This window comes from Streptomyces sp. NPDC014623 (assembly GCF_043088245.1).
Classification (GTDB): Bacteria; Actinomycetota; Actinomycetes; order Streptomycetales; family Streptomycetaceae; genus Streptomyces.
In genome coordinates this window covers 263,595-286,388 of record NZ_JBIBZU010000006.1, presented here as the reverse complement: position 1 = coordinate 286,388, position 22,794 = coordinate 263,595, and the positions used below count along the sequence as shown (strand labels likewise).

Below are 22,794 nucleotides of genomic sequence, written 5' to 3'. Positions count from 1 at the left end.
ACAGTCGGGGATGCCGCGGCCGGGGATACGCACGGAAAACCGCTGTCAGCCACTCAGAGCGTCTTCGAGCGAGGCGTGGACGGTGAAGACCGCCTCCGCTCCCGTGATCTCGAAGACGCGAGCCACCACGGGCTGCATTCCGGCCAGGTGGACCGCGCCCCCCGCCGCCTCGGCCTTCAGCCTGGCGCCGAGCAGCACGTTGAGTCCGGTGGAGTCGCAGAAATCGAGCCGCGCACAGTCGACGACCAGACGCAAACGCCCTTGTTCGACCGCGCTCTCCAAGGGCTCCCGAAGCAGATCGGCGGTGTGGTGATCGAGCTCACCCACCGGCGTCACGACTTCGCTGCGCCCTTCGGTCCGGACCTCGACACTCAGCCGACCCCGGTTCGCACTGCCGACCGTCCCGCGGTCCATCGCCTGTCCCTCTTCGCCGTCCGTCACTACCCGCGCCCCTGTGTACGCGACTTCATCGTGGCTGCCCCCGACGTGCGTGGCACATTACGCGTTTCCCTCGCCACACGGTAGTCGGAGAACTCAACAAACCGGACATAAAGGCGGAATTGGCGCTTGTAACTCGTGGCTGGAACCGGGTAAGGGTAGAGAAGACATCTGCACCAGGAATTCTGATCGGCTTCGGAGGCGCCGCTTCACCGCAGGAAGACGTATGGGCATCGGCAGCCATATGCCGAGAACGACGGAGGAGAACCATGTCACCCCGGCTCGACGTATCGCGTACCCCCCTCGCGACGTCGGCATGTCCTCAGGGACCGACCGATTCCGACTCCGCTGCCGCGAGGGCCGTACCCGGCCCTCGGAGCAGCATCCACACCACCACCGGCCTGACCGGCGACGACTTTCTTCCGGGCGAAGAATTCGAGGGCTTCGAGGAGCTTCCCGAGATTCCGCCCTACGCCGAAATCGGCGCGCTGGACGCCAGGGCCCTGTCGAAGACGCTCTTCGCACGGCTCGAAGCCCTCGACGAAGGCACCCACGAGCACGCGTACGTCCGTAACACCCTGGTCGAACTCAACCTGGCCCTGGTCAAGTTCGCCGCCTCCCGGTTCCGCACCCGCAGCGAGCCCATGGAGGACATCGTCCAGGTCGGCACCATCGGCCTGATCAAGGCGATCGACCGCTTCGAGCTCAGCCGGGGCGTGGAGTTCCCGACGTTCGCGATGCCCACCATCATCGGTGAGATCAAGCGCTTCTTCCGCGACACCAGCTGGTCCGTGCGCGTCCCGCGCCGACTGCAGGAGCTGCGGCTGGACCTGGCCAAGGCGGGCGACGAGCTGGCCCAGAAGCTGGACCGCGCGCCCACGGTCGTCGAACTCGCCGACCGCCTCGGCCTGACCCGGGACGAGGTCGTCGAGGGCATGACCGCGAGCAACGCGTACACCGCGAGCTCGCTGGACGCCAAGCCCGAGGATTACGGCGACGACGGTGAGGGCGCCCTCGCGGACCGGCTCGGCTACGAGGACCACGGGATCGAGGGCATCGAGTACATCGAGTCCCTCAAGCCGCTCATCGCCTCGCTCCCCCTGCGTGACCGCACGATCCTCTCCATGCGGTTCGTCTCCAACATGACGCAGTCGGAGATCGGTGAGGAGCTCGGCATCTCGCAGATGCACGTGTCCCGGCTGCTCTCCCGGACCCTCGTCAAGCTCAGGAAGGGCCTGACCGTGGACGAGTGAACCGGCGTCACCGGCACCACCGGTACGTCGTCGCGGAAGGACCCGCCCGGCCGACGGGCGGGTCCTTCCGCGTTGCCGACGGAGCGCCCGGGCCCCGCCGGGCGGGGTTCCGGGGGAGCACACGGCTCAGGGGAAGAGCGGTCCGGCCGGCCGCTCCGCGGCGTGTCCGACCGCCGTGGACGCCGTACCCGGATCCGTGGGAAGGGCCTCACCGCCGGTGCGGATGTCCTGGGTGCGCGTGAGAACGACGTAGGCCGCGGCCCCGGGCGGCGGCCGGGCCGGGAGGCAGCGCGCCGGGTCCTCGATCATCTCGGCGTTCTCGGGCACGTTCCTGCCCGGCGAAGAACCGGTGCTCCAGCCGGTCGTAGCGGCGCAGCGCCTCGGGGAACGAGCCCGTGGCGGCCAGGGTCAGCGCCCCTTCGGGAGGGCCCCGGTCCCTCCCCCTGAGCCACGCCGGCCGGAACGGTACCGGGCGCGGTCGCCGGCGGTGGACAGCCGCGACGTCCCGTGACCGGACGGCGCGTACCGGGCCCGTCCGGACGGAGCGTCACACGACCCGCTTCCCCCTCCGCCATACGGCGCCGGTCAGCGGGACTCCCGGCCGGTAGGCGAGGTGGACGTGGCTCGGCGCGTCGAGGATCACCAGGTCCGCGCGGGCTCCGGGGGTGATGCGGCCGATGTCGGTGCGGCGCAGCGCGGCGGCTCCCCCGGCGGTGGCGGACCAGACCGCTTCGTCGGGGGTCATCCCCATGTCCCGTACGGCGAGGGCGATGCAGAACGGCATGGAGGAGGTGAAGGAGGAGCCCGGGTTGCAGTCCGTGGACAGGGCGACGGTGGCGCCCGCGCCGAGGATGCGACGGGCGTCGGGCCAGGCCGCGCGGGTGGAGAACTCGGCGCCGGGGAGCAGGGTGGCGACGGTGTCGCCCTGGCCGAGCGCGTCGAGGTCGGCGTCGTCGAGGTGGGTGCAGTGGTCGGCGGACGCCGCGTCCAGTTCGACGGCCAGCCGGACGCCGGGACCGTGGCCGAGCTGGTTGGCGTGGACACGGGGGTGCAGGCCCCTGGCCAGGCCCGCGGTGAGGACGGTGCGCGCCTGGTCCTCGTCGAAGGCCCCCCGCTCGCAGAAGACGTCGATCCAGCGGGCGTGCGGGGCACAGGCGTCCAGCATCGGTCCGGTGACGAGGTCCACGTAACCGGCGGGGTCGTCCGCGTAGTCGGGGGACACGATGTGGGCGCCGAGGAAGGTGACCTCGTCGGTGTGGCGTGCGGCGATGCGCAGGGCGCGTGCCTCGTCCTCGACGGTGAGGCCGTAGCCGGACTTGGTCTCGAAGGTGGTGGTGCCCTGCCTGAGCGCTTCGGCCAGGTAGTGCGCGACGTTGGCGGAGAGCTCGTCGTCGGAGGCCGAGCGGGTGGCGGCCACGGTCGTGCGGATGCCGCCCGCGGAGTAGGAGAGACCGGACATCCGGGCGTTGAACTCGGCGGTGCGGTCGCCCGCGAACACCAGGTGGGAATGGGAGTCCACGAAGCCGGGGATCACTGCGCGGCCGCCCGCGTCGACGGCCTCGTCGGTGGCGGGTGTCCTGCTGGACTCACCGGTCCACACGATGCGGTCGCCGTCGATGACGACGGCCGCGTCCCGGATCAGGCCCAGGGGGGTCCCGTCCCCGAGGGAGGGATCGTTGGTGACCAGGTGGGCGATGTGGGTGATGGCGGTCGTCGTGGTCGTCGTCATCAGGGAACAGCTTTCGTCGGGTTCGCCCGGCTGGGTCGCCGGGGTTCTCGGCCGTCGCGCTTCCGGCTCGGGCCTGGGGCGTTCTTCGGGCGCGGGTCGTTCTGCCGGTGCGGGCCGCGGTCCGGCGGGTTCTGCCGGTGCGGGCCGCGGTCCGGGTCCTCAGGTGTACAGGGCGGCGACGGCCGAGGCGAGTGCTCCGGGCACGTCGTCGATCCGGGTGTGCCGGCCGTCCCGGACGATGTGCCGGCCCGCCACCACGGTGTGCCGCACATCAGCGGCGGTGGCGGCGAACACGGCTGCTTCGGCTGCCAGCCGGGGCACCGGCCCCGCTGTTCTGACGGAGTCCAGCGCGACGGTGGCCAGATCCGCGGGCGCACCCGGTTCGAGCACGCCCGCGTCCGGACGGCCGAGCGCGGCGTGCCCCTGGGCGGAAGCCGCCCTGAGCAGTGCTGCCGCCGTCCAGTGGCCGCGCACATGGGTGCGCAGGCGCTCGTTGAGCTCCATCGCCCTGGCCTCCTCGAACAGGTCGATCACGGCGTGGCTGTCGCTGCCCAGCGAGAGGGGGGAACCCGCGCCCTGGAGAGCGGTGGCGGGGCCGATGCCGTCGGCGAGGTCGCGTTCGGTGGTGGGACACATGCAGGTCCCCGTCCGGGAGGCCCCCAGCAGCTCGATGTCCTCGGCCGTCAGGTGCGTGTTGTGGATGCCGGTGGTGTGCGGGCCGAGCACCCCGTGGTCGGCGAGGAGCCGGGCGGGGGTGCGGCCGTGGGCGGCGAGGCAGGCCTCGTTCTCCGCGGTCTGTTCGGAGAGGTGGACGTGCAGCGGGACCGCTCGCTCCTGGGCCCACCGGGCGACGGTGGCCAGCTGCCCCGCCGGCACGGCGCGTACGGAATGGACGGCGGCGCCGATCACGACCAGGTCACCGTCCCCCTTGAGGAGGGAGGCGCGCTCGGCCCAGGCGTCGGCGGTGGTGTCGGAGAAGCGCAGCTGGTGCCGGCTCGGCTTCTCCCCGAACCCGGCGGCGAGGTAGGCGGTGTCCAGCAGGGTGATGCGGATGCCCGCCTCCGCCGCCGCGGCGATGAGCGCCTCGCCCATGGCGTTCGGGTCGTCGTAGGACGTGCCGCCGGGCGCGTGGTGCAGGTAGTGGAATTCGCCCACCGCGGTGATTCCCGCCAGCGCCATCTCGGCGTACGTGGCACGGGCCAGGTCGTAGTAGGTGTCGGGGGTGAGGCGGGAGGCCGTCCGGTACATCAGCTCGCGCCACGTCCAGAAGGTGCCGGAGCCCACCTGGACGGTGGAGCGCAGCGCGCGGTGGAAGGCGTGCGAATGGGTGTTGGCCAGCCCCGGGACGGTCAGCCCGTGCAGCGCGGTGGCACCGGGCGGCGGGGTGTCGACGCCCGTCCGGACACCGGCGATGCGCCCGCCGGCCACGTCCAGGAGGACGCCCGGTTCCACGTGGGTGCCGAGCCAGGCGTGCGACATCCAGTACGTCACGGCGACCGGTGTTCCCGTCGGTTGCGTAGTCATCTGCACGCGAGACCTTCCAGTACGTCGGCGAGTGCCCGCACCCCGGCCACGCAGTCGTCCTCCGCGGCGTGCTCGGCAGGGGAGTGCGAGATCCCGGTGGGGTTCCGTACGAACAGCATGGCGGTCGGCACGGAAGCGGACAAAATGCCCGCATCGTGTCCCGCTCCCGTGCCGAGCACGGGTACGGTGCGCCCCGTGTCCTGCGGCCCGGTCCTCTCCAGTACCCGGCGGATCTCGTCCCGCAGCGCGTGCTGGAAGTCCACCACCGGCGTGAACGACTCGCGTACGACGTCGAGGTCGATCCCGGCCCGCTCGGCGTGCTCCCGCGCGGCCCGCTCGATCCCGCTCACGACGGCGTCGAGAGTGGCCTGGTCGGCGGCCCGTGAGTCGAGCCAGCCTCGCACGAGGGAGGGGATGGCGTTGACCCCGTTCGGCTCGACGGCGATCTTGCCGAAGGTCGCGAGGCCTCCGGCGAGCTCCGCCTCCCGCCGGGCCGCGAGCACGGTCTCGGCGTACGTGAGCATCGGGTCCCGCCGGTCGGCGAGCCGCGTGGTGCCGGCGTGGTTGGCCTCGCCCCGGAAGTCGAAACGCCAGCGGCCGTGCGGCCAGATGGCCGAGGCGACCCCGACCGGGTCCCCGGTCAGGTCGAGGGCGCGCCCCTGCTCCACGTGGAGCTCGACGAACGCGCCGATCCGGGCGAGGCGTCCGGGATCGGGCCCGATGGCGTCGGGGTCGTACCCCGCGGCCTCCATGGCCTGCGGCAGCGAGACGCCGTCCCCGTCGCGGAGCCGGTGCGCGTCCTCGGTGGTCAGCTGTCCGGCGGCGAGCCGGGAGCCGACGCAGGCGAGCCCGAACCGGGCCCCTTCCTCGTCACCGAAGTTGACGACGGCCAAGGGTCTGGTGAACACCACCCGCCTGCGGCGGAGTTCGTCCAGCGCGGCGAAGGAGGACACCACACCGAGCGGGCCGTCGAAGGCGCCGCCGTCGGGCACGGAGTCGAGATGGGACCCGGTGACCACGGCGTCCCCCGCGAGCGGATCACCGAGCCAGGCCCACTGGTTGCCATTGCGGTCGACCTCGTGGTCGAGGCCGCGCGCCTCGGCCTGCGCCTGGAACCACAGGCGGCACTCGGCGTCGGCACCGGTCCAGGCGTAGCGGCGGTAGCCGCCGGAGGCGTCGCTGCGGCCGATGGGCCGCAGCGAGCGCCACATGGCGTGGAAGGTGTCGCTCACGCGGTGCCTTCCTCACGCATCGGGATGCGCACGCCGCGCTCGGCCGCCACCGACTCCGCGATGTCGTAGCCGGCGTCCACGTGCCGGATGACGCCCATGCCGGGGTCGTTGGTGAGGACACGGCGGATCTTCTCGCCGGCCAGCTTCGTGCCGTCGGCGACCGAGACCTGCCCCGCGTGGAGGGAACGGCCCATACCGACACCGCCGCCGTGATGGACGGAGACCCAGGAGGCACCCGAAGCGACGTTCACCATGGCGTTCAGGAGCGGCCAGTCGGCGATCGCGTCGGAGCCGTCGAGCATGCCCTCCGTCTCGCGGTAGGGAGAAGCCACCGAACCGCAGTCCAGGTGGTCGCGGCCGATCGCGAGCGGGGCGGCGAGGGTGCCGTTGCCGACCATGTCGTTGAACATGTCGCCCGCCTTGTCGCGCTCGCCCTGGCCGAGCCAGCAGATGCGCGCCGGAAGGCCCTGGAAGTGGACCCGCTCCCCCGCCATCCCGATCCAGCGGTGCAGCGACTCGTTCTCCGGGAAGAGGTCGAGCAGGGCCTTGTCGGTCTTGTGGATGTCGGACGCCTCGCCCGAGAGCGCCGCCCACCGGAAGGGTCCCTTGCCTTCGCAGAAGAGCGGCCGGATGTACGCGGGCACGAAGCCCGGGAAATCAAACGCACGTGCGTATCCCGCGAGTTGGGCCTCACCCCGGATCGAGTTGCCGTAGTCGAAGACCTCGGCCCCCGCGTCCATGAAGCCGACCATCGCCTCGACGTGCGCGGCCATCGACTCACGGGCGCGCCGGGTGAAGTCGGCGGGCTTCTCGGCCGCATAGGAGGCCATGTCGGCGAAGTCGACGCCGACGGGCAGGTAGGCGAGCGGGTCGTGCGCGCTGGTCTGGTCGGTGACGATGTCGACGGGCGCGCCCTCGGCGAGCATCCGGGGCAGCAGTTCCGCCGCGTTGCCCAGCAGGCCGATGGAGAGCGGGCGCCGCGCGTCGCGGGCCTCGACAGCCAGCTGGAGGGCGTGTTCGAGCGACTCGGCCCGGACGTCGAGGAAGCGGTGCTCGATCCGGCGCTCGATGGCACGCGGGTCGCAGTCGACGCAGAGGGCGACGCCGTCGTTCATGGTGACGGCCAGCGGCTGGGCCCCGCCCATGCCGCCGAGCCCGGCCGTCAGCGTGACGGTCCCCGCCAGCGTCCCGCCGAACCGCTTCGCGGCGACGGCGGCGAAGGTCTCGTAGGTGCCCTGGAGGATCCCCTGGGTCCCGATGTAGATCCAGGACCCGGCGGTCATCTGCCCGTACATGGTGAGCCCGAGGGCCTCCAGCCGGCGGAACTCCTCCCAGTTGGCCCAGTCGCCGACCAGGTTGGAGTTGGCGATCAGGACGCGCGGCGCCCATTCGTGGGTCTGCATGACGCCGACCGGCCGCCCGGACTGGACGAGCATCGTCTCGTCCTGCTTCAGGGTCCGCAGCGTACGGACCATGGCGTCGAAGGAGCGCCAGTCACGCGCCGCCTTGCCCGTGCCGCCGTAGACGACGAGCTCGTCGGGGTGTTCGGCGACCTCGGGGTCGAGGTTGTTCTGCAGCATGCGGAGGGCGGCTTCCTGCTGCCATCCCAGGGCGCTCAGTTCCGTACCGCGCGGTGCCCGTACGGGGCGGGGTCCTGACATGGGGCTGCCTCCTCGCGAATGTGATTCTCCTATTCACATCCTGTCCATCTGAATACTCCTAGTCAACAGGTGAGGCTCGCGCCACTCGGGGGCAGGCCTCTTCCCATCACACTCCCGGGGAGGCACCGTGACCGCACCGCAGCCGGCCACCACGCCCGGTGAACCCGCGCTCAAGCGGGCCATCGGCCCCAGGCTGCTCATCCTGTTCGTCATCGGCGACATCCTCGGCACCGGCATCTACGCCACCACCGGCAAGGTCGCGGGCAAGGTCGGCGGGGCCCTCTGGCTGCCGTTCCTGATCGGGTTCGTGGTGGCGGTCCTGACGGCGGCGTCCTACGCCGAACTCGTCGGCAAGTACCCCCAAGGCGGCCGGCGCCGCGCTCTACACCCAGAAGGCGTTCAAGGTCCCGTTCCTGACCTTCATCGTCGCCTTCATGGTCATGTGCTCGGGCCTGTCCTCCGCCAGCGCCGCGGCCCGCGCCTTCAGTGGGGACTACCTCGGAGAGTTCACCGACGCCCTGCCGCCCACACTCGTCGCGATCCTCTTCGTCCTCGCCCTCGCGGCGATCAACCTGCGGGGTGTCGCCGAATCGGTGAAGGCCAACGTCGTCCTGACGCTCGTCGAGCTCAGCGGCCTCCTGGTCATCCTCTCGGTCGGGGCCTACGCCGTCCTGACGGGCGGCGGCGAGCCCTCCCGGCTGACCGACCTGGAGACGGGCGGCACCGGATACGCCCTGCTCACCGGCGTCCTGGGCGCGACGGCGCTCGGCTTCTTCGCTTTCGTCGGCTTCGAGGACTCGGTGAACATGGCCGAGGAGACCCAGAACCCGGCCCGGACGTTTCCGCGGGCCCTCTTCATCGGCGTCGCGGTGACGGGCACCATCTACGTCCTGGTCGCCCTGGTCTCGTCCCTGCTGGTCGACTCCCGCACCCTGGAAGGGTCCAGCGGTCCGCTGCTGGAGGTCGTGAAGGCGGGCGGCCTCGACTTCCCGCCCGAACTCTTCGCGCTGATCGCCCTGTTCGCGGTCACCAACTCCGCGCTCATCAACATCATGATGGCCTCGCGCCTCTGTTACGGCATGGCCGGCGAACGCATCCTGCCCCCCGCCATGGGCCGCGTCCTGGCCAAGCGCCGCACCCCGTGGGCCGGCATCCTCTTCGTGACCGTACTCGCCGTCGGCCTCGCCTCCACCGGTGAGATCGAGGGCCTCGGCGACACCACCTCCTTCCTCCTCCTCTGCGTCTTCGCCGTCGTCAACACCGCCGTACTGGTGCTGCGCAAGGACCGGGTGGACCACCAGCACTTCCGCACGCCGACGGCACTGCCCGTGCTGGGGGCGGCCACGTCCCTGGTCCTGGCCGGCCCGATGGCCGACCGGGCGGCGGACGTCTACATCCGGGCCGGGATCCTCCTGCTGATCGGGGTCGGCCTCTGGGCGTCAACAAGGCGGTCATGCCGGCCCGCGGGAAGGCCTGACGCCGAGCTCCGGCGGACCGGATCCGCTACGGGAGGACACAGCCGGCCGGACACGTTCCGGCCGGCTGTCGCGCGTCCACCTGCCGCCCTTCACACGGCCGACCGCATGTACCCGTGGAAAATGCCAGAACCCCCACCAGGCGTACACACGTTGCGTAGCCTCTCCATTACATCCGTACGCCACGTCGGGAGGGGAGTCCGCGGTGCCCGGAATCGACGAGTGCCTGATCGAGGTCATGAGGCTGCCCGGTGCCCGGGGTGCCGCGGTGGTCGACTGGACGAGCGGCCTCGCCCTCGGCACCATCGGTGAGTCGCCCAACGGCGACCACGAGGCCACGGCCGCCGAGACGGCCGAGGTGGCGAGGATGGCCGCCGAGCAACCGGTCTTCGCGCAGGCGGACGCGCCCGGCGGCTCCCCGGGCCCGCCCGCCCCCGCCGTCGAGGACGTCATCGTCACCACGGCCCCCGGCTACCACATCCTCCGCTTCGTCGAGACGGCCTTCGACAGCAGTGTCTTCCTCCACCTCTGGCTGGACCGCGCGGAAGGCAACCTCGCCCTGGCACGTATCCGGCTCGGCGAGATAGCGGAGCGGCTGGTCCTGGCATGAGACCCACCGACACGGCAGGGCCCGGCTTACTCGAAGGGGCCGCCCCCTCCCCGATGCTGCAGCGGCTCGCGGCGGAGCGGGCGACCGGAGCGCTGATGCGCGACCGCGGCACCCTGTACCTCGCCGACGGCCAGGTGGTCCACGCGGAGAGCCCCGCGACCCCCGGGATCGACGTCCTGCTCACCACGGGCGGGGCCCTGCGCTCCGAGGGCTGGTGGGACGCGGTCGCCCAGGCGGGAGCCGGGCAGCGGGTCGGCCGCTACCTCGTGGACAGCGGGCGGGTGCCCGGCGGCGCGCTGGAGCTCTGCCACCTGGGGGCGTTGTACGACGCGGCCTTCTTCGCCCTGGCCCCCACGCACACACCGGCCCGCTTCCGCTACGGGGTCTCCCACTGGATCGGCCCCGTCCGCCCCGTGTCCGTGCACGCCGTGCAGCGCGAGACGCTCCGGCGCCGGGAGCTCCTGGACCGGATCTGGCCGGACGCACTCACCGACAGCGCACCGCTCTCACCCACCCCCCACCCGGTCGACGCCCCGGTGCCCCCACGCCAGCGCCGCGTCCTGGCTCTGGTGGACGGCGAGCGCACCGCCACGGACATCGCCCGGGAGCTGGGCCGCTCGGCCTTCCACACCCTGGTCGACCTGCGCCGGCTGGCTGCCGCCGGTCTGGTCGAAGCGGTCCGCCCGGGCACGGCCGCGTCCGGGCGCGACCGGATCGCGCTGCCCGAGGTCACGACCGACCCCGACGTCGCTCTGCTGCGCCGGCTCAGAGACGCATTGGAGGCCCTGTGATACGCGCGCTGAGACAGCGTGCCGGGAGGAGACAGCTGATGGTGCCCGAGGCCGAAGCGCAGGATGTCCTCGACGAGCTCCAGCGGTTACGCGCCCGGGTCCCGCTCCTGACCGGCGCGCTGGCCGCCAGCACCGACGGCCTGGTCGTCGCCCACGACATCCCGGGCGTCGAGGCCGAGGGCGTCGCCGCACTGACCGCCGCCGCGCTCGGCGTCTCGATCCGGATGGCCGACGCCACCGGGCGCGGCGGCTTCCGCGAACTCCTGATCCGTGGCGCGGGCGGCTACGTCGCCACCTACGCGGCGGGCTCCTCCGCCGTCCTCACCGTGCTGGCCGAGGACCGCATCAACGTCGGCCGCCTCCATCTCGAAGGCCGCCGCGCCGGCGCACGCATCGGCGAGCTGGTCGACGCCGCGCAGGACCGTGCCGACCGTCCCGTGCCGCCCTCACGCCCGCAGCAGCCCCGGGACCTGCCCCGCCGCACCACCACACCGGATGCCACGTGACACCCGCACCAGCCGAAAACGCACCCGCCACCGGCAAGAACGCACCAGTCAGCAACGGACCGGCCACCGGGCCGGCCAGGGAAAGGAAACGAGCACTATGGCCAACACCGAAGCGTCACTGAAGGATGCGATGGCGTCGATCGAGGGGACCGTCGGTGTCGCACTCGTCGACTACACCAGCGGCATGGCCCTGGGCACCCTCGGCGGCGGCAAGGACTTCGACCTGGAGGTCGCGGCGGCCGGGAACACGGACGTCGTCCGGGCGAAGCTCCGGACCATGGAGCACCTGGGCATCAAGGACGAGATCGAGGACATCCTGATCACCCTCGGCACCCAGTACCACCTGATCCGGTTGCTCAAGACCCGGGGCGGCAACGGTCTGTTCCTCTACCTCGTGCTGGACGGGGGCCGGGCCAACCTCGCGATGGCCCGCCACCAGCTGCGGAAGATCGAGGCGGAACTGGAGGTCTGACCCGGCGTCCTCACCGGCGGTGGCGCCGCGCCCCACCGGGCGCGGCGTCACCCGCCAGCGGTCCGGTCGTCCGGTAGGCCTTCACCCGCCCGCCCGCGGGCCGGCCGTGCTCCACCCAGTCGGTGCGCACCCAGTACAGGACGTCCTCCCGGCGCTCCCGCCGTCCGAGCCGCACCGCCTTGACCCAGAGCCCGGCCCCGGCCCCGGCCAGCACGAGCCCCCCGGCCCCCGGCAGCACGTACGCGCTCGCGACCGCCACGAGAAACGCACCGGCCAGCCACCGGCGCCGGCCCCGCCGCCAGTTCCGCACGGTGACGTCCCGGGTCTGGAGGAAGTCACCACGGCCGACCCGTGTGGCGCCCCTGGCGAGTTCCGCGTACCGCCCCGTCCGTGCGAACGCCACGGTGGCCAGGGTCACCAGGAACAGCGCGCCCCCTGCCAGCAGCCCGACCCGCCGGCCGGTGAGGCCGGGGACGAACACCCCGACGGCCGCCGCCAGCAGCCCCGGCCACCACAACGGCGCCGCCCCGGCCCGCACGATCACGGCCACTCTCGCCAACGACTGCGCTCCGCGCCCCATGTCCCTGCCCTTCTCCCACGGTTCCCTGTGGACCTTCTGGGCGCGGAGATTAATGGGCACAGATGAGCGATGTCTGAGAATCCGCGGAAGCCCGACGTTCCGGCCGCCCGCCCAGAACCACGCCTACTCGACGAAGAGCCCCCGCGCGGCGGCCCTCGCGTCGAACTCCTCCAGCCGCGCCTGCGCCTCGGGCAGCCCGTCGCACATGGCCTCCAGCAGTGCCCTTCCGAGCAGCATCGGCGCACACGCGGTGTCGAAGGCCAGTCCGGTCCCCACGGCGGCCGGGATCAGCAGATCGCTGTGGGCCGCCACCGGTGCGAACGCCGAATCGGCCACGGTCACGACGGTCAGTCCCTGCTCCCGCGCGTACGCCAGCGCGTCCACGGCCTCGCGCGGATGCCGCGGCAGCGCGAAGCACATCAGCGCGCTCGCGCCCGCCCGCCTGGCGGCGTCGACACGGTCGTGCAGCATGCTGCCGCCCTCGTCGAGCACCCGTACGTCCGGGTGCACCTTGGCGGCGAAGTACCCGAAGCCCCGGGCCTGTGAGGAGGCGGCCCGCAGCCCGAGCACGAGCAGCGGCCTGGAGGCGGCGAGCAGCCGCCCCGCCCGCTCCACCGGGGCCGGATCGGCGAGCAGTCCGGACAGCTGCCGCAGATTCTCGATCTCCGCCCGCACCGCCTGCTGGTACTCGTTGAGGCTCTCCTCCGCACCGGGACTGCCGGCCGCCCCGTCCGGTGCGACCTCCCTGAGGTGCCTGCGCAGCGCGGGGTACCCGTCGAACCCCAGCGCCACGGCGAAGCGGGTGACGGACGGCTGGCTGACCCCTGCCAGCTCGGCCAGCTCCACGCTCGACAGGAAGGGGGCATCGGCGGCCCGCCGCACCATGGAGTGCGCGATCCGCCGCTGGGTGGGCGTGAGCCGCTGCCCCTCGAAGAGCCGCTGCAACCGCGCAGCCGGGCTGCTCCCGCTCATGCCTGTTCCCTCCAGGGTTCCGCCGCACCGGTCGGGCGCCGAGGAATCCATTCAGCCAGCAAGCGGTCTGCATGTCCATATACAGCCCACGGTCCGGACACGGCCGACACGACCTGTGCGGCCCACGGACCGCTCGTCTTGCGGGCCCGCCCTCCCCTGCCGACCCTGGGATCATGATCCCAGCCAATACGAGAGGGCCGGGCGGCGTCATCGTCCGCTACGGCGACACCGATGCGGCGCACGTGCTGAGTGTCTACGCCGATCTGCGCTGCCCCTACTGCAAACGCATGGAACTCGGCCTCGGAGCCGTGATGGAGCGGGCCGCGGACGAGGGCGGATTCGCGGTGGACCACCACTTCGGCACGTTCATCGACGACGCCGCGGGCGGCAGCGGCTCTCTGGAGGCACTGGCCGCGCTGGGAGCCGCCGCGGACGAGGGGCAGAAACCGTTCATGCATTTCCTGCGGGCGCTGTACGCCGGTCAGCCCAGCGAGGACGTGGACGCCTTCGCCGACCGGGACACGCTGCTGCGGCTGGCGGGCGAGGTCGAGGCACTGCACACCGGGGCCTTCCGGCAGAAGGTCATGGAGCACACCTACCTGCCCTGGGCGGTGCAGGTGTCGACGGCCTTCGGCACGAGCGGTGTCCGGTCCACCCCGACGGTCCTGATCGACCGCACGCCGGTTCCCGTCATCAACTCCCTGGGGTACCCGGTCACCCCCGAGGCCTTCCTCGCCGAGGTGACTCCTCCGTGAGCACCCGGCCGGCAGGAATGCGCGTGCCCGCAGGGCTCAGAACACGACGCGTGCCGCCATCAGCGCGGCCCTCGGCCCGGACTCGCCCTCCAGTTCCAGGCTGCCGCGCACCGGCCGCCCCGACAGGTGCCGGGCGAAGTCGACCGCGTCCGCGTGGAGGATCGCCGCCGGGGCGCCGATGCCCAGCAGACGGCGCCCCCCGGAGGGGCCGTGGAGGTCGACCTCCACGGCGGGGCCCGTCCAGGAGAGGGCCAGATCCAGCACCACCTGGTCCACGATCTCCCGGTCGTGCCCGTCCAGGACCAGTTCCGCCCCGGTGGCGTCGCTGAGGTCCACCCGGTGCATCCAGGTGTCCCGGGCGACGACGACGTTTCCGAGGTAGTCCATCGAGTCCTCGGCCAGGGCCTTCGCCTCCGGATAGAGCCAGCTCGGCCGGATCCTGCGGCGGACCGGGGCCGGCACGCGGCGCAGGGCGATCAGGCCCTGGGGGGCGAAGTGGGCGAGGGCGCCGATCAGTTCGCGTCCCGGGACGGCCTTCCTGTCCTCGACCTGGGCCTCGTTGTGCCCGTCCAGTGGGCCGAGGTCCGGATGGGTCCGCGCCGCCCGCCGGATCCGGCGCACGGCGATCCAGGGGCGGGGCAGTTCCTCGTACTGGCCGACGGTGTGGGCCAGCATGTCGCGGACCGTCCAGCCCGTGCAGGCGGTCGGGCGCCGCCAGTCCTCGTCGGAGACTTCGCGGAAGGTGGAGAGCGTCGCCCGCAGCTCGGCCTCGTTGACCAGGCGTGCCCTCACGCCGGACGTACGGGGGATGGCACGGGCGGACGATGCCGTCGTGGTGGCCATGAGCGCGCCTCCCATCTTCCGGCAACAACGCTACGCCGGCGTGCCGGGGACCGCGCTGTGCGACGACCTGCGAAACAGGGGGGTTGTCCCCACTGACCGGGGCACTCGGGATCCGTACCGTGAAGCGCATGGAAGCCCGTGACCCTGAGCTCAGGCGAGAGCTCGATGCCACCCTGAAGGCCCGCAGCGAGCTCGGGCCCGAGTACGAGTCCGCGCTCATCGACTCCTTCCTGGAGAAGGTCGAGCAGCGGTTCGCCGGCACACACGACCAGCGCGTGCGGCGGCACCTCGCCGAGCAGCAGACGGCCGCCGCCCGGGGCCCGGCGCAGTCCGCCGGACCGGCCGGGACGTTCGGGGAGCGGTTCGGCTTCGGCGTCGTCTCACTGGTCCTGGCCGTCCCCCTGTCCGCGATCGGTGTCGTGAACGCCGGGATCGAAGGGCTCGTCGTGGCCTGGCTGGGCATCGTCGGCGTGAACGCCGTCCATGCCGCCCGCGCGTGGCCGCAGACCCGGAGGAAACAGCGGTCCCCGTCCGGCTGGGAGGGCTGAGGCGGCCGGGGCGGCGGAAGAGCCGGGACGGCGGGAGGGCCGGGGCGGCCGGAACGGCGGGAGGGCCGGGGAACGCCCTGCTTCCACGCCTACGCGCGTGGGTGGCCGCGGGGACCGCCGCACCCCCGGTCGCCCGGGGGGCGGGACGACGGCGGTCCCCGCGAGGGACGCGGTCCCGGGTCAGGGCCGGGTGCCGCGTCCTGGCGACGGTGGAGGTCCGGGAGCCGCTCCGTAGTCCGTGTCGCCGTTTGGGGCGCCGGCAGGTTTCCCTGCCGACGCCCCAAACTGTGCCGGATGCGTGTTAAGCCGATGCTGCGCCGACGTGTCGCGCTCGTACCGTTCGTGCGAAGCCCGGGAACCGGCACTACTGCTTGGGGGTCGCACCCTTCGCCAGGAAGGCCAGCAGGTCCTGCCTGCTCACGACGCCCGTCGGCTTGCCTTCGACGAGGACGATCGCCGCGTCGGCACCGTCCGTGCCGCTGAGCACGGCCATCAGGTCCTCGACCGGCTCCCCCGAGCCGACCTGCGGCAGCGGGGGCGACATGTGCTTCTCCAGCGGATCGGAGAGCGTGGCCCGCTGGGTGAACAGCGCGTCCAGCAGCTGACGCTCCACGACGGAGCCGATGACCTCGGCGGCCATCACATCCGGGTGCCCCGCGCCCGGCTTCACGATCGGCATCTGCGAGACGCCGTACTCCCGCAGCACGTCGATGGCCTCGCCGACCGTCTCCTCGGGGTGCATGTGGACGAGTGAGGGGAGCGGCCCCTCCTTGAAGTCGAGCACCGCGCCGACCCGGGCGGAGGGGCCGGAATCCTCGAGGAAGCCGTAGTCCGCCATCCACTCGTCGTTGAAGATCTTGCTCATGTAGCCGCGGCCGCTGTCCGGCAGCAGCACGACCACCACGTCCTCGGGGCCGAGGCGCTCGGCCACCTCCAGGGCTGCTACGACCGCCATGCCGCAGGAACCACCGACCAGCAGACCCTCCTCCTTGGCGAGGCGGCGGGTCATCCGGAAGGAGTCCTTGTCCGAGACCGCGACGATCTCGTCCGTGACCGTACGGTCGTAGGCGCTCGGCCAGAAGTCCTCGCCGACCCCCTCGACGAGGTAAGGGCGCCCGGAGCCGCCGGAGTAGACGGACCCCTCCGGGTCCGCGCCGATGACCCGCACGCGGTTCTCGCTGATCTCCTTGAGATAGCGGCCCGTACCGGTGATCGTGCCGCCGGTGCCGACGCCCGTGACGAAGTGGGTGATCCGTCCCGCCGTCTGGTCCCAGAGCTCGGGGCCCGTGGTCTCGTAGTGCGAGCGCGGGTTGTTGGGGTTGGAGTACTGGTCGGGCTTCCAGGCCCCCGGTGTCTCACGGACCAGCCGGTCGGAGACGTTGTAGTACGAGTCCGGGTGCTCGGGGTCGACGGCCGTCGGGCAGACGACGACCTCCGCACCGTACGCGCGCAGAACGTTGATCTTGTCCGTGGACACCTTGTCCGGGCAGACGAAGATGCACTTGTAGCCCTTCTGCTGGGCGACGATCGCGAGACCCACACCGGTGTTGCCACTGGTGGGCTCGACGATCGTGCCGCCGGGCTTCAGCTCGCCGCTCTGCTCGGCCGCCTCGATCATGCGCAGCGCGATGCGGTCCTTCACCGACCCGCCGGGGTTGAAGTACTCGACCTTGGCCAGCACCGTCGCCTGAATGCCTGCCGTCACATTGCGCAGCCTGACCAGCGGGGTGTTGCCGACAAGACTGATCATCGAATCGTGGAATTGCACCGTCTACTCCGGGATCTCCGTGATGGTCAGGCAAGAGTATGCGTACGGGGAGGAGATTGGACGAAGCGATTGAGTTACGCCCTCCACGGGGCAGGTAGTGCTGTGTACGGCTGTGCGGCACGGAGGAGGTGGACCGGACTGTGTCGAGAGCGAGGGTGGCGCGGAGGATCGCAGCGGGTGCGGCCTACGGGGGCGGCAGCGTCGGGCTGATCGGTGCGGCGACGGTCGGCCTGGTAATGGCCGAGGTGCAGCTGGCGAAACGTCGGGTGGGCGGGAGTGACGCCCCGGTCCCGCCGAGCGCGGACGGGCGGTACGGGGCGGCCTTCACCGGTCCCGCCGATCCTTTGCGTTTCGTCATGCTCGGCGACTCGACGGCGGCAGGCCAGGGCGTGCGCCGGGCCGGACAGACCCCGGGGGCGCTGCTGGCGTCCGGGCTGGCGGCGGTCGCCGAACGGCCGGTGGATCTTCGGAACGTGGCTTTGCCGGGGGCCCGGTCGGACGATCTGGAGCGCCAGGTCTCCCTGGTGCTGGCGGATCCGTCAGGGGTGCCGGACGTCTGCGTGATCATGATCGGCGCGAACGACGTGACCCACCGGATGCCGGCGACCCAGTCGGTGCGCTGCCTCACCACGGCCGTACGGAGACTGCGCACGGCCGGCACGGAAGTGGTCGTGGGCACCTGTCCGGACCTGGGCACGATCGAGCCGGTCTACCAGCCGCTGCGGTGGCTGGCCCGGCGGGTGAGCCGGCAGCTCGCGGCCGCCCAGACGATCGGCGTGGTGGAACAGGGCGGACGGACGGTCTCACTGGGCGATCTGCTCGGTCCGGAGTTCGAGGCGAATCCACGGGAGCTCTTCGGCCCCGACAGCTACCACCCCTCCGCCGAGGGCTACGCGACCGCTTCGATGGCGATGCTGCCGACCCTGTGCGCGGCCCTGGGCCTGTGGCCGGAATCCGACCGTCTGGACGGCTCGCGCCGCGAGGGCATGCTGCCGGTGGCCAAGGCGGCTTCCCGCGCCGCGCGGGAGGCGGGCACCGAGGTGGCGGCGGCGCGGGCACCGTGGGCCCTGCTCAAGCACCGCAGGCGCCGGCGCCTGCCCGCCCACACGGAACCGGTGCCGCACGAGGAGGCGGGTCCGGACACGGGCGGCGGGCCGGTGCCCGGGCACGACGGAGGGCCGGGGGCGACGTGGCGGCGGGCCTGAGCGTGTCCCCGCCGGGGGAGCAATGCGGGCGACTGAGCGGTTGCTTAGAAAAGAGGTCCGCATCACATCGCCTGTCGGGTGACCTCAGCTGTACGTCCGGGTAACTTCCAAGGCAGCCCAGCCTTCCTGCCTTCCAGCCCTCATGGAGCCGCGTGATGCCCGAAGCCGTGATCGTCTCTGCTGCCCGTTCGCCCATCGGCCGGGCCTTCAAGGGGTCCCTCAAGGACCTGCGCGCGGACGACCTGACCGCGACCATCATCCGGACGGCGCTGGACAAGGTCCCCGAGCTGGATCCGAGGGACATCGACGACCTGATGCTCGGCTGCGGCCTTCCCGGCGGCGAGCAGGGCAACAACCTGGGCCGCATCATCGCCGTGCAGATGGGGATGGACCACCTCCCCGGCTGCACGGTCACCCGTTACTGCTCGTCCTCGCTCCAGACCAGCCGGATGGCGCTGCACGCCATCAAGGCCGGCGAGGGCGACGTCTTCGTCTCCGCCGGCGTCGAGATGGTGTCCCGCTTCGCGAAGGGCAACTCCGACAGCCTGCCGGACACCCACAACCCGCTCTTCGCCGACGCCGAGGCCCGCACCGCCGCCCGGGCCGAGCAGGAGGGCACGAGCTGGACCGACCCGCGCGAGGAGGGCCTCGTCCCCGACGCGTACATCGCGATGGGGCAGACCGCCGAGAACCTGGCCCGGCTCAAGGGCATCACCCGCCAGGACATGGACGAGTTCGGCGTGCGGTCGCAGAACCTCGCCGAGGAAGCCATCAAGAACGGCTTCTGGGAGCGCGAGATCACGCCCGTGACCACGCCGGACGGCACGGTCGTCTCGAAGGACGACGGCCCCCGCGCGGGCGTCACCCTGGAGGGTGTGCAGGGCCTGAAGCCGGTGTTCCGCCCCGACGGCCTCGTCACCGCGGCCAACTGCTGCCCGCTCAACGACGGTGCCGCCGCACTCGTGATCATGTCCGACACGAAGGCGCGTGAGCTGGGCCTGACCCCGCTGGCCCGCATCGTCTCCACGGGCGTCTCCGGCCTGTCCCCCGAGATCATGGGTTACGGACCGGTCGAGGCCAGCAAGCAGGCGCTCGAGCGCGCCGGGCTGACCATCGGCGACATCGACCTGGCCGAGATCAACGAGGCGTTCGCCGCCCAGGTCATCCCGTCCTACCGGGACCTCGGCCTGCCGCTGGACAAGGTCAACGTCAACGGTGGCGCGATCGCCGTCGGCCACCCCTTCGGCATGACCGGCGCCCGCATCACCGGCACGCTGATCAACAGCCTGCAGTTCCACGACAAGCAGTTCGGCCTGGAGACGATGTGCGTGGGCGGCGGCCAGGGCATGGCCATGGTCATCGAGCGGCTGAGCTGAGACGACAGCGGAGGGCAGGGGCGCCCTCGCCGAAGGCCGGGGAGGATCGCCCGGGGGACGAGGGCGGCATCTGCCCACACCTCGGTCCCGCCGGACCGGGCCTCCCGGCCCTCCCGCGCGAGGCGCGTCCTGAACCGTCCGAGCCTTGATCGTGACCGAATCTTCCCCGGGATGTGATCTGTGTCCCGGGGGAGAGTCGTTCCCGCAGGTCACACCGATCGCCGGGTGAAGCACCGGGCACAAAGACCTGTCCAATTCGTGACGTAATGCACTGACAGCGGGCGCCGGTACAAGACAAGCTGATGTAGGAAGTCGGGGGTGTCGATTGAAACCGGGAGTATGTCAGTGAGCGCCATGCCGTTTGCCCTGTTGCTGACCACCGCCGCTGCCACGGCCGTCGGCGCCGCCGCTCTGCACGCTGCTCACGGGCTGCGCAAGCAGGTCACAGCCCTGCGCACGGAGCTCGCGGAGGGAAGGCGTCTCCACGCATCCGTGCCCGAACAGCAGAACCGCAGTACCGCTACGCCCGTCGAGGAGATACGCGCGGCCGTCGTCGACGCACTCGCCGAGGAGCGGGAGCGCGAGCTCGCCGAAGCCCGTGCCTTCTGGGCGTCCCAGGAGGCACGGGACGCCGCCGACGCCCCGCCCCTGCTGGGCGGGCTCGGCGAGGACCCCCCGTTCTTCATGCCCCGGCAGAGCGACTTCGCGGGCCTGGACGCGATGGACCTCGAAGCGGGCGAAGCCCTGGACGAACTGGCGGAGCTGGCCGAGCTCACGGACATGCCCGAGGTCACCGGCCACCCGGAGTACGCCGAGGACTCCCCCGAGCTGGCCGCGGCCCGTCGCCGCCACCCCTCGCACCCGGACTTCGTCCCCGTGCAGGCACCGGTGGTCACCGACCATGAGCGTACCGTGAACCGCCTGGAGCGGCTCGCCGATACGGCTACGGAACTCACCGACGTGCGCCCCGGCCCCCTCGGGACGCTCGACGTCTACGTCTTCGCCGACGGCACCACGCTCTGCATGACCCCGGGCCACCGGGAGACCGCCGAGCGGCTCGCCGCCTCGCTGCGCTCCGGTGAGCAGCCGGTGCTGCTGGGCGGTTCCGGGATCTCGGGCGCCTACGCGCTGACCTTCTCGTGCGGCAAGGAGAACGTCTACATCCTCGCCGACCGCGTCATCGCCTCCTTCTAGCGCGGCCCGGGTGCGAAAGCCCTCGCCGCCGCCTCGTCGACACGACGTACGGCCTCGTCCAGCTCCTGGGACGAGGCCGTTTCCAGTGCCACGGCCAGGTCCCGCCCCGCGACGGCGAGCTGGTCACCGACCACGAATATCCCGGCGTCCGGCATGATCCTCGGCTCCTGGTCCGGCGCTTCGGCGCGCTGGGCCCGGGCGGACAGTTCTCGTGCCGCCTCCAGGGCCTCTGCGGCCACGCCACGCTGCAGCCGGCTCTGCGGGCTGCTCCGCAGGCGGTCGGCGAATCGGTCCACGGCGGTGATCAGGGGCGTCGTATCGGGCACGCCGTGACCCTACGCGCCCCTGCCGGGCGGTCGCCAGCCCGGCGTCGCCCGGGCGCGGGGCCGCGGAGGACCGGCGAGGCGTCCTGTGCGCGTCGCCCATGACGACGGAACGGCCCGCAGGCGCTGCCTGCGGGCCGTTCCGTCGTCATGCCTGCGGGGTTCAGTCGTTCCCGTTGATGATGGAGAGCAGACGCAGCATCTCCAGGTAGATCCACACCAGGGTCAGGGTGAGGCCGAAGGCGGCCAGCCAGGACTCCTCGCGCGGTGCGCCGTAGTTGATGCCGTCCTCGACCTGCTTGAAGTCCAGGGCCAGGAAGCACGCACCGAGGATGATGCCGATGACTCCGAAGAGGATACCGAGGCCGCCGCTGCGGAAGCCGAGGCCGTCACCGCCGCCGAACACGCTGAACAGCAGGTTGACCATCATCAGGAGCACGAAGCCCACCGCTGCGGCCATCACGAAGCCGTAGAAGCGGCGGGTGACGCGGATCCAGCGCATCTTGTAGGCGATGAGGACGCCGGCGAAGACACACATGGTGCCCATCACCGCCTGCATCACCGTGCCGGGGCTGATGTAGGTGCTGACCGTGCTGGAGATCACCCCGAGGAAGACACCCTCGAAGGCCGCGTAGGCAAGGATCAGCGCGGGCGCCGGCTTGCGCTTGAAGGACTGGATGATCGCGAAGACGAACGCCACCAGGGCGGCGCCGATCGCGATTCCGTAGGACTTGCCGAGATTGGCCTCGTCGACCGGCAGCAGGGCCCAGGAGAGCGCGGCGGTGAGCACCACGGTGCCCAGCGTCATCGCCGTACGCGTGACGACGTCGTCGATCGTCATCGCGCCGGAGCGCGCGGGCGCCTGCGGGGCGCCGTACTGGGTGTCCTGCTGGGCGTAGGGGTTCGTGGCGTACGGGTTGGCGGCGGTGCCCTGCGCGTACGGGTTGGCACCCGCTGCGGGGGCCCCGGCCTGCGGCGCCGCGTTGAAGCCCGCGTAGCCGTTGTCGCGGCTGAACCCCCGTCGCGAGAAGACCGGGTTGCTGCTCCTCATTTCACTCCTTCATGGCCACCGTGCGTGGCCTTGCATCAAGAGTAATGGGTAGGCAAAACAATGACCCTAGTGCCAGAGGAGGATCTTTGAGAGAACTCTCGCCGCCCCACCGGGGAATTCCTCGCGGGCCCGGACAGGCGGCGCCACGCTGCTGCGACCGCGCGCGGAGGCCGGGCTCGACGAGGACGGAGGCACCCCGCACCCACGCACACGCGTGTGCCCTCCCCGCCGCCACGGATGGCGGTCTCGTGCACTCCGGGCCGTGTGCGTCGCACGCGCGGACGTTCACCTACGCACGGTGACAGCGGGGAAGGCGCCGCGCCCGGGCGAAACAGCGACGCGAGAAGTTGACGGCTGAAGCACCGTGTGGTCCACCCGGCCCACCGGCGGAACGGGTGGTGCCCGGAGCCGGACTCGAACCGGCACGCCCCCGAGGAGGCAGCGAGGTTTAAGCTCGCCGTGTCTGCATTCCACCACCCGGGCGTGGA

Annotated in this window: 22 protein-coding genes, 1 tRNA gene and 1 pseudogene; 11 read left to right on the top strand and 13 right to left on the bottom strand. The window is 71.8% G+C overall.

What is annotated here, in order from left to right:
• Window positions 1-45: 45 nt before the first annotated feature.
• The gene (locus ACF1FZ_RS13460) at window positions 46-414 is read right to left on the bottom strand and encodes an STAS domain-containing protein (RefSeq protein ID WP_391773553.1); all 369 of its coding nucleotides are present in this window, start codon (window positions 412-414) and stop codon (window positions 46-48) included.
• A 293-nt stretch (window positions 415-707) separates the two neighbouring features.
• Here ACF1FZ_RS13460 and ACF1FZ_RS13455 point away from each other — a divergent pair, with 293 nt between their 5' ends.
• On the top strand, window positions 708-1,691 hold the full coding sequence (locus ACF1FZ_RS13455; RefSeq protein ID WP_391773504.1) for an RNA polymerase sigma factor SigF: 984 nt from the start codon (window positions 708-710) through the stop codon (window positions 1,689-1,691).
• Window positions 1,692-1,817: 126 nt separating this feature from the next.
• Here ACF1FZ_RS13455 and ACF1FZ_RS13450 read toward each other — a convergent pair whose 3' ends face one another.
• The 5 genes from ACF1FZ_RS13450 to hutU all read right to left on the bottom strand — a co-directional run bounded on the left by ACF1FZ_RS13450 (window position 1,818) and on the right by hutU (window position 7,837).
• On the bottom strand, window positions 1,818-2,018 hold the full coding sequence (locus ACF1FZ_RS13450) for a hypothetical protein (protein WP_391773503.1): 201 nt from the start codon (window positions 2,016-2,018) through the stop codon (window positions 1,818-1,820).
• A 220-nt stretch (window positions 2,019-2,238) separates the two neighbouring features.
• The gene (gene hutI / locus ACF1FZ_RS13445; RefSeq protein ID WP_391773502.1) at window positions 2,239-3,420 is read right to left on the bottom strand and encodes an imidazolonepropionase; all 1,182 of its coding nucleotides are present in this window, start codon (window positions 3,418-3,420) and stop codon (window positions 2,239-2,241) included.
• 159 nt (window positions 3,421-3,579) lie between these two features.
• The gene (locus tag ACF1FZ_RS13440; protein WP_391773501.1) at window positions 3,580-4,944 is read right to left on the bottom strand and encodes a formimidoylglutamate deiminase; all 1,365 of its coding nucleotides are present in this window, start codon (window positions 4,942-4,944) and stop codon (window positions 3,580-3,582) included.
• The gene (locus tag ACF1FZ_RS13435; protein ID WP_391773552.1) at window positions 4,941-6,155 is read right to left on the bottom strand and encodes an allantoate amidohydrolase; all 1,215 of its coding nucleotides are present in this window, start codon (window positions 6,153-6,155) and stop codon (window positions 4,941-4,943) included. The genes ACF1FZ_RS13440 and ACF1FZ_RS13435 overlap by 4 nt, the downstream gene beginning before the upstream one ends.
• Before the next feature lie 17 nt (window positions 6,156-6,172).
• The gene (gene hutU / locus ACF1FZ_RS13430) at window positions 6,173-7,837 is read right to left on the bottom strand and encodes a urocanate hydratase (RefSeq protein WP_391773500.1); all 1,665 of its coding nucleotides are present in this window, start codon (window positions 7,835-7,837) and stop codon (window positions 6,173-6,175) included.
• A gap of 127 nt (window positions 7,838-7,964) precedes the next feature.
• Here hutU and ACF1FZ_RS13425 point away from each other — a divergent pair.
• From ACF1FZ_RS13425 to ACF1FZ_RS13405, 5 genes and pseudogenes are all read left to right on the top strand, one after another.
• Window positions 7,965-9,314 (top strand): annotated as a pseudogene (locus tag ACF1FZ_RS13425) (APC family permease).
• A 203-nt stretch (window positions 9,315-9,517) separates the two neighbouring features.
• Window positions 9,518-9,922, top strand: coding sequence for a hypothetical protein (locus tag ACF1FZ_RS13420; RefSeq protein ID WP_250290803.1), 405 nt, complete (start codon window positions 9,518-9,520; stop codon window positions 9,920-9,922).
• Window positions 9,919-10,713, top strand: coding sequence for a winged helix-turn-helix domain-containing protein (locus ACF1FZ_RS13415; protein WP_391773499.1), 795 nt, complete (start codon window positions 9,919-9,921; stop codon window positions 10,711-10,713). The genes ACF1FZ_RS13420 and ACF1FZ_RS13415 overlap by 4 nt, the downstream gene beginning before the upstream one ends.
• A 38-nt stretch (window positions 10,714-10,751) precedes the next feature.
• Entirely contained in the window at window positions 10,752-11,219 is a 468-nt protein-coding gene (locus tag ACF1FZ_RS13410; RefSeq protein ID WP_391773498.1) for a roadblock/LC7 domain-containing protein, read from the top strand.
• A gap of 97 nt (window positions 11,220-11,316) precedes the next feature.
• Window positions 11,317-11,691 carry a hypothetical protein gene (locus tag ACF1FZ_RS13405; RefSeq protein ID WP_391773497.1) on the top strand — a complete coding sequence of 125 codons (375 nt, stop codon included), beginning with the start codon at window positions 11,317-11,319 and terminating at the stop codon, window positions 11,689-11,691.
• Between the two features lie 10 nt (window positions 11,692-11,701).
• On the opposite strand, the gene ACF1FZ_RS13400 is transcribed toward ACF1FZ_RS13405, so the two are convergent.
• Window positions 11,702-12,271, bottom strand: a complete 570-nt coding sequence (locus tag ACF1FZ_RS13400) for a hypothetical protein (protein WP_391773551.1) — start codon at window positions 12,269-12,271, stop codon at window positions 11,702-11,704.
• 123 nt (window positions 12,272-12,394) lie between these two features.
• Entirely contained in the window at window positions 12,395-13,243 is an 849-nt protein-coding gene (locus ACF1FZ_RS13395) for a MurR/RpiR family transcriptional regulator (protein ID WP_391773496.1), read from the bottom strand.
• Between the two features lie 173 nt (window positions 13,244-13,416).
• Here ACF1FZ_RS13395 and ACF1FZ_RS13390 point away from each other — a divergent pair, with 173 nt between their 5' ends.
• Entirely contained in the window at window positions 13,417-13,998 is a 582-nt protein-coding gene (locus ACF1FZ_RS13390) for a thioredoxin domain-containing protein (RefSeq protein ID WP_391773495.1), read from the top strand.
• Between the two features lie 36 nt (window positions 13,999-14,034).
• On the opposite strand, the gene ACF1FZ_RS13385 is transcribed toward ACF1FZ_RS13390, so the two are convergent.
• A complete protein-coding gene (locus ACF1FZ_RS13385; protein WP_391773494.1) occupies window positions 14,035-14,841 on the bottom strand; it encodes a maleylpyruvate isomerase family mycothiol-dependent enzyme in 807 nt (268 codons plus the stop codon).
• Window positions 14,842-14,969: 128 nt separating this feature from the next.
• Between ACF1FZ_RS13385 and ACF1FZ_RS13380 the strand changes: the two genes are divergently transcribed.
• On the top strand, window positions 14,970-15,389 hold the full coding sequence (locus ACF1FZ_RS13380; RefSeq protein WP_391773493.1) for a hypothetical protein: 420 nt from the start codon (window positions 14,970-14,972) through the stop codon (window positions 15,387-15,389).
• A gap of 364 nt (window positions 15,390-15,753) precedes the next feature.
• Here ACF1FZ_RS13380 and ACF1FZ_RS13375 read toward each other — a convergent pair whose 3' ends face one another.
• Window positions 15,754-17,157 (bottom strand): cystathionine beta-synthase, encoded by a 1,404-nt coding sequence (locus ACF1FZ_RS13375; RefSeq protein WP_391773492.1) that lies wholly within the window; start codon window positions 17,155-17,157, stop codon window positions 15,754-15,756.
• A gap of 155 nt (window positions 17,158-17,312) precedes the next feature.
• Here ACF1FZ_RS13375 and ACF1FZ_RS13370 point away from each other — a divergent pair, with 155 nt between their 5' ends.
• From ACF1FZ_RS13370 to ACF1FZ_RS13360, 3 genes are all read left to right on the top strand, one after another.
• Window positions 17,313-18,362 (top strand): SGNH/GDSL hydrolase family protein, encoded by a 1,050-nt coding sequence (locus tag ACF1FZ_RS13370; protein WP_391773550.1) that lies wholly within the window; start codon window positions 17,313-17,315, stop codon window positions 18,360-18,362.
• Between the two features lie 155 nt (window positions 18,363-18,517).
• The gene (locus tag ACF1FZ_RS13365; protein ID WP_391773491.1) at window positions 18,518-19,738 is read left to right on the top strand and encodes an acetyl-CoA C-acetyltransferase; all 1,221 of its coding nucleotides are present in this window, start codon (window positions 18,518-18,520) and stop codon (window positions 19,736-19,738) included.
• A gap of 339 nt (window positions 19,739-20,077) precedes the next feature.
• Window positions 20,078-20,932 carry a hypothetical protein gene (locus ACF1FZ_RS13360; protein ID WP_391773490.1) on the top strand — a complete coding sequence of 285 codons (855 nt, stop codon included), beginning with the start codon at window positions 20,078-20,080 and terminating at the stop codon, window positions 20,930-20,932.
• Here ACF1FZ_RS13360 and ACF1FZ_RS13355 read toward each other — a convergent pair.
• The 3 genes from ACF1FZ_RS13355 to ACF1FZ_RS13345 form a co-directional block, all read right to left on the bottom strand.
• Window positions 20,929-21,258 carry a hypothetical protein gene (locus ACF1FZ_RS13355; protein WP_391773489.1) on the bottom strand — a complete coding sequence of 110 codons (330 nt, stop codon included), beginning with the start codon at window positions 21,256-21,258 and terminating at the stop codon, window positions 20,929-20,931. The genes ACF1FZ_RS13360 and ACF1FZ_RS13355 overlap by 4 nt on opposite strands.
• 160 nt (window positions 21,259-21,418) lie before the next feature.
• Window positions 21,419-22,306 carry a Bax inhibitor-1/YccA family protein gene (locus ACF1FZ_RS13350; RefSeq protein WP_391773488.1) on the bottom strand — a complete coding sequence of 296 codons (888 nt, stop codon included), beginning with the start codon at window positions 22,304-22,306 and terminating at the stop codon, window positions 21,419-21,421.
• A gap of 396 nt (window positions 22,307-22,702) precedes the next feature.
• Window positions 22,703-22,789: transfer RNA gene (locus ACF1FZ_RS13345), tRNA-Leu, on the bottom strand.
• Window positions 22,790-22,794 lie beyond the last annotated feature (5 nt).